6 protein-coding genes are annotated in these 6,173 nt (G+C 64.3%); all 6 read right to left on the bottom strand.

Translation table 11 applies throughout. The annotated features are described in order from the left end of the window. Positions 1–194 (bottom strand): hypothetical protein (locus NKI06_RS30905; RefSeq protein ID WP_502900587.1); only part of this gene is annotated, 194 nt, incomplete at its 3' end. A 3-nt stretch (positions 195–197) separates the two neighbouring features. Then, complete coding sequence (gene nirD, locus NKI06_RS12140; protein ID WP_352985431.1) at positions 198–527, bottom strand: nitrite reductase small subunit NirD; 330 nt, start codon at positions 525–527, stop codon at positions 198–200. 5 nt (positions 528–532) lie between these two features. Next, positions 533–2,983, bottom strand: a complete 2,451-nt coding sequence (nirB, locus tag NKI06_RS12135) for a nitrite reductase large subunit NirB (RefSeq protein ID WP_023740572.1) — start codon at positions 2,981–2,983, stop codon at positions 533–535. A 4-nt stretch (positions 2,984–2,987) separates the two neighbouring features. Next, on the bottom strand, positions 2,988–3,785 hold the full coding sequence (locus tag NKI06_RS12130; RefSeq protein WP_023667847.1) for an ABC transporter ATP-binding protein: 798 nt from the start codon (positions 3,783–3,785) through the stop codon (positions 2,988–2,990). 10 nt (positions 3,786–3,795) lie between these two features. Further along, positions 3,796–4,686 carry a nitrate ABC transporter permease gene (ntrB, locus tag NKI06_RS12125; RefSeq protein ID WP_023682697.1) on the bottom strand — a complete coding sequence of 297 codons (891 nt, stop codon included), beginning with the start codon at positions 4,684–4,686 and terminating at the stop codon, positions 3,796–3,798. Positions 4,687–4,778: 92 nt separating this feature from the next. Further along, a complete protein-coding gene (locus tag NKI06_RS12120) occupies positions 4,779–6,107 on the bottom strand; it encodes a CmpA/NrtA family ABC transporter substrate-binding protein (RefSeq protein WP_031196724.1) in 1,329 nt (442 codons plus the stop codon). Positions 6,108–6,173: the final 66 nt, after the last annotated feature.

Raw genomic sequence — 6,173 nt, 5'->3', positions numbered from 1 at the left:
CCCCCCCGCCCCGCGCGGGCGTGGTGTCCCCCCGGCCCCCCCCCGTGGGCCCCGCGCCGCAAAAATTGCGGGGTTGGGGGGGGGGCCCCGCGGCCGCTGACTCCCCGGCCGGGGGCGACTTTCGCCAGCACGCCGCAACCCACCCCGCAATAGGGGCAGGTGGTCCTCACCTCGCGCGCTTCGCCAAGTTCCATGCTTCAGGCCGCGCGGCTGGCCAGCGCTTTTAGCGCAATGAACAGGTGCTCGCCCTCGATCCGCACAGGAATGGTGCGCACCGCGCCCTCGTCGGCGCCGAGCGCCTTGCCCGTCTCCAGCGAGATGACCCAATTGTGCAAGGGGCAGGTGACGGCGGTGCCGTGGACGATGCCTTGGCTCAGCGGCCCACCCCTGTGCGGGCAATGGTCGTCGATGGCGTAGACCTGATCGTCCTGCGTGCGGAAGACGGCGATCTTACCCTCGGGTGTAGCGATACAGCGCGCGCCACGGCGCGGGATGTCGGAGAGTGAGCCGATCGATATCCAGTCCATCTTGATCACTCCGCCGCCTGCGCAAACCCGACCGAAGCCATCGGCCTGAACTCGTGCTTGTCCTTGCCGGAGACGCGTTCCGACCACGGGTCGACCTGGGCGAATTTCTGGCTGAAGACGAAGCGCTCGTAATAGGCCTTGCGCTTGGCGCCGTCGTCCATGATCTGGCGCTTGATCTCGGGGATGCCGATGCGCTTGACCCATTTGTAGATACGCTCGAGATAGCGGCCCTGCTCGCGATACATCTGCGTCAGCGCCACGATAAGCTCCAGCGCCTCGTCCTCGGTCTTGACCAGGCCAAGCACTTCGGTGCCCTTGATGTCGAGGCCGGCGGCGCCGGCGAAATGGATCTCGTAGCCACTGTCGACACAGATCACGCCCACATCCTTGCAGGTCGCCTCGGCGCAGTTGCGCGGACAGCCCGACACCGCCATTTTGACCTTGGCCGGCGTCCACGAGCCCCACATGAATTTCTCGATGCGAATGCCGAGGCCGGTCGAATCCTGCGTGCCGAAGCGGCACCAGTCGGAGCCGACACAGGTCTTCACCGTGCGCAGACCCTTGGCGTAGGCATGGCCAGAGACGAAGCCGGCCTGGCCGAGATCGGCCCAGACCGCCGGCAAATCCTCCTTGCGGATGCCGAGCATGTCGATGCGCTGGCCGCCGGTGACCTTGACCATCGGGATCTCGAACTTGTCGACGACGTCGGCGATGGCGCGCAGTTCGGCGGCGTTGGTGACGCCGCCCCACATGCGCGGCACCACCGAGTACGTGCCGTCCTTCTGGATGTTGGCGTGGACGCGCTCATTGATGAAGCGCGACTGGTAGTCGTCGGCATAATCGTTCGGCCAGTCGCAGACGAGGTAGTAGTTGAGCGCCGGTCGGCATTTGGCGCAGCCGCAGGACGTCGTCCATTCCAGCTCCTGCATGACGGCGGGAATGGTCTTCAGGCTTTTGGCGATGATCAGCCGGCGCACCTCGTCGTGACCGAGCGTGGTGCAGCCGCACATCGGTTGCACGGCGGCCGGGTTGTACTTGTCGCCGATGGTCAGCACCATCAGCTTCTCGACCAGCCCGGTGCACGAGCCGCAGGAAGCCGATGCCTTGGTGTGCGCGCGCACGTCGTCGAGCGAAGCCAGGCCCTTGGCCGTGATCGCGCCGGTGATCTTTCCCTTGCAAACGCCGTTGCAGCCGCAGATTTCCGCATCATCCGGCAAGGCTGCAACGGCCGCCATAGGGTCCAGCGGGGCACCTCCCTGGTAGGACTGGCCGAAGATGAGCGTGTCGCGCATCTCCGATATGTCGGTCTGCTTCTTCTTGAGGTCGTTGAACCAGGCGCCGTCAGCCGTCTCGCCATAAAGCACGGTGCCGATGATGCGGTCGTCTTTCAGGACAAGGCGCTTGTAGACGCCGGCGGCGGCATCGCGCAGCACGATCTCCTGGCGGTCCTCGCCTTCGGCGAAGTCGCCAAGCGAGAACAGGTCGATGCCGGTGACCTTGAGCTTGGTCGGCGTGTCCATGTGGACGAAGGCCGCTGCCTCGTTGCCGGCCAACTGGTTCGCGGCAACGCGCGCCATCTCGTAGAGCGGCGCGACTAGCCCGTAGACCTGGCCGTAGACCTCGGCGCATTCGCCGAGCGCGTAGATGTCGGGGTCGTTGCTGCGCATGCCGGCATCGACGACAATACCACGATTGACGGCTATGCCGGCCTCCCTGGCCAGCGCCGCATTCGGCCGGATGCCGACCGCCATCACCACCAGCGTTGCCGGGATAATAGTGCCGTCGGCAAGCTCCACCTGCCCGACCTTGCCGTTGCCGGTGATCGCCTGGGTGTTGGCCTTGGTGATGACCTTGATGCCGCGCTGTTCCACCGCGCGCTGCAGGAGATAGCCGGCGGCTGGATCGAGCTGACGCTCCATCAATGTCGGCATGACATGCAGCACGGTGACGTCCATGCCTTGGGCGTTCAAACCTGCTGCCGCCTCCAGCCCGAGCAGGCCGCCGCCGATGACCACGGCCTTGGCCCGCGACTGGGCGGCAAGCATCATGGCCTGAACATCGTCGAGGTCGCGATAGGTCAGCACGCCCGGCAGATCGTGACCGGGCACCGGAATGATGAAAGGCACCGATCCGGTGGCGATGACGAGCTTGTCGTAAGGCTCGGTGACGCCGTGATCGGAGGTGACGGTCTTGGCCGCCCGGTCGATGGCGACGATCTTGTGACCCTTGTAGAGGGTGATGTTGTTGGCGATGTACCAGCCGTCGCCGTGGATGATGATTTCCTCATAGGCCTTTTCGCCGGAGAGCACCGGCGACAGCATGATGCGGTCGTAGTTCACCCGCGGCTCGGCGTTGAAGATGGTCACGGTGTAGCGGCCCGGCGCCTGTTCGAGCAGATGCTCCAGCATGCGCCCAGGGGCCATGCCGTTGCCGATGATGACGAGTTTTTCGGTCATGGCGTTACTCCGCGGCTTCGACGAAGCGGTGGCGTTCATAGAGGAACTTCAGCACCGCTTCGCGGCAGCGCAGGAAGGTGCGGTCGGAAGAGAGTTCGACGCGTCGACGCGGCCGCAGCAGCGGCACCGCAAGCACCTCGCCGATGGTTGCCGCCGGACCGTTGGTCATCATGACGATGCGGTCGGACAACAGCACCGCCTCGTCGACATCGTGGGTGATCATGATCGTCGTCGAGCCGAGCCTGGAATGGATGTCCATAACCGCATCCTGCAGATGGGCGCGCGTCAGCGCGTCGAGTGCCCCGAACGGCTCGTCGAGCAACAGGATCTTCGGCTCCATGGCAAGCGCCCGGGCAATGCCGACGCGCTGCTTCATGCCGCCCGATATTTCGGCCGGCCGCTTGTCCTTGGCATGGGCCATCTGCACGAGATCGAGATTGCGCATGATCCAGTCATGTCGCTCGGTCCTGCTCTTGGAACGGCCAAAGACTTTCGACACCGCCAGGCTGATGTTTTCGTAGACGGTGAGCCATGGCAGCAGGCTGTGGTTCTGGAACACCACGGCGCGCTCGGGTCCGGGGCTGTCGACCTCCTTGTTTTCAAGCAGCACGGCGCCGGCGGAAACCTTGGTCAGCCCGGCGATCAGATTGAGCAAGGTCGACTTGCCACAGCCGGAATGGCCGATGATGGAGACGAATTCGCCCTTGTCGATGGTCAGCCTGATGTCCTTGAGCACCTCGCTGACCTGACCGCCGCGGGCAAAGGATTTGTCGATATGGTCGAGCTTCAGATAGGCCGTCATCGCCCTCTCCTCACTTTGCCGTTGTGCCGCGGGTGACGAAAGCGCCGACCGCAGCGACCAGGCGGTCGAGGCAGAAGCCGGTGACGCCGATATAGGCGAGCGCGACGATGATGTCGGGCAGCCGCGACGAGTTCCAGGCGTCCCAGATGAAGAAGCCGATGCCGACGCCGCCGGTCAGCATTTCGGCGGCGACGATGGCGAGCCAGGACAGGCCGATGCCGATTCTGAGGCCGGTGAAGATGTAGGGTGCGGCGGCCGGAACCATGATCTTGACGAAGAATTCGAACTGGTTGAGCCGCAAGATGCGCGAGACGTTGCGGTAGTCTTCCGGAATGTTTCGCACGCCGACGGCGGTGTTGATGATGATCGGCCAGATCGAGGTGATGAAGATAACGAACAGCGCCGACGGGCTGGAATCGCGGAAAGCAGCCAGCGACAGCGGCAACCAGGCCAGCGGCGGCACGGTGCGCAGTATCTGGAACACCGGATCGAGGCCACGCATGGCCCAGATCGACTGGCCGACCAGGGCGCCGAGCGCGACGCCGACGATCGCCGCCAGGCCGAAGCCGATGGCGACGCGCTGCAGAGAGATCAGCACCCGCCACGCAAGGCCGATATCCTGCGGGCCGTTGTTGAAGAACGGATGCGCGATCAGGTCATAGGCCTCGTTCCACACCTGGCTGGGCGGCGGTAGGCTGGCGGTCGGCGACGAGCAGGCGATCTGCCACACGACCAGCATGAAGGCGATAACGATGACCGGCGGCACCAGGGCGGTGGCCAGCCTGCCGGCGATCGCGATCGGGTCGAAGCGGCGCCGCGCTTTGGCGGTGAAAGCGATGACCGCGGCAGGCTTCGCGGGGAACGCCTTCACCGTGGTTTCCTCAATGGCTTGGATGGACATGTCTGACAATAACTCCGGGGTCGATGCGGGCGACAACGGCGAAGCGCCGTTGCGCTGGGGCGACAAACGGCGCAACGCACCGTTTGCGCTGGTCAAGCCGATGCCTTGATCTTCAGGCTGTCGAGATAGGCCGACGGGTTGGCCGGGTCGAAAATCTTGCCGTCGAAGAAGGTCTCGACGCCGCGCGACGACGAGGCCGGAATATCGGCTGCGGCAACGCCGAGATCCTTCGCCGCCTCGCGCCAGATATCCTCGCGATTGACCTGATCGACCAGCGTCTTGATGTCGGTGGTCGGCGCGAATTTTCCCCAACGGATGTTTTCGGCGAGGAACCAGCTGTCGTGGCTCTTGTAGGGATAGGAGACGCCACCCTTCCAGAATTTCATGTAGAGGTCAGTGCCGGTGGCCACGCGGCCATTGCCGTAGTTGATGTCGCCCTTGAGGCGGCCGATAATGTCGGCGACAGGCACGTTCATCCATTGCCGCTTGCCGATGATGGCGGCCATCTCGTCCTTGTTCTCCGTGGCCTCGCACCATTGCTGGGCCTCCATGACGGCCATCACGATCGCCTTGGTGGCGTTCGGGTATTTGTCGATGAATTCGGCGCGCAGGCCGAGCGCCTTTTCGGGATGACCCTTCCACAGTTCGCCGGTGGTGGCGGCGGTGAAACCAACGCCTTGGTGGACGAGCTGTTCATTCCACGGTTCGCCAACGCAGAACACGTCCATGTTGCCGACTTTCATGTTGGCGACCATCTGCGGCGGCGGCACGACGATGGTCGAGACGTCCTTGTCGGGATCGATGCCGCCGGCGGCCAGCCAATAGCGCAGCCACAAATCATGCGTGCCGCCCGGGAATGTCATGGCGGCCTTGATTTCCTTGCCAGCCGCCTTCTTGGCGGCGAAGGCGTCCTTCAGCTTGGAGGCGTCGAGACCGACACCGGTGCCGGCGTATTCCTGCGCAACCGAAATGCCCTGGCAGTCGTAGTTGAGCCGCGCCACGATAGCCATCGGCATCGGCTGGTTGTTCTGCGTCACCTTGCCGATGTGCATGAGATAGGGCAGCGGCGTCAGGATGTGAGCGCCGTCGATGCCGTTGGCTTCGCCGCCGAGCATCAGATTGTCGCGCGTCGCGCCCCAGGAGGCCTGCTTGAGCACCTCGACGTCGGGCATGCCGAACTTGGCGAACAGCCCCTTCTCCTTGGCGATCATCAGCGGCGCCGCGTCGGTCAGCGCGATGAAGCCGAGCTTGGCGCCGGTGACCTCCGGAGCGGTCGTGGCGGCATAGGCGCCCGAGGGGAAGAGCTTGCGGGCCGCCACGAACAGGCCGGCCGTCATGGCGCTGCTGACAAGAAAATCGCGGCGCGTCACATCCTTGAGCGATGTTCCCGTCCCGATCCATTTCCCTATTTTTTCTTTCATCGTGATCTCCGGTTGAACGCGAGGGCTTCGTCGAGTGGCCCAAAACAAAAAAGCCGCCGTCCAGGC

Source organism: Mesorhizobium sp. M0772 (assembly GCF_040320135.1).
Classification (GTDB): Bacteria; Pseudomonadota; Alphaproteobacteria; order Rhizobiales; family Rhizobiaceae; genus Mesorhizobium.
This window is presented reverse-complemented; position numbering and strand designations above follow the sequence as displayed.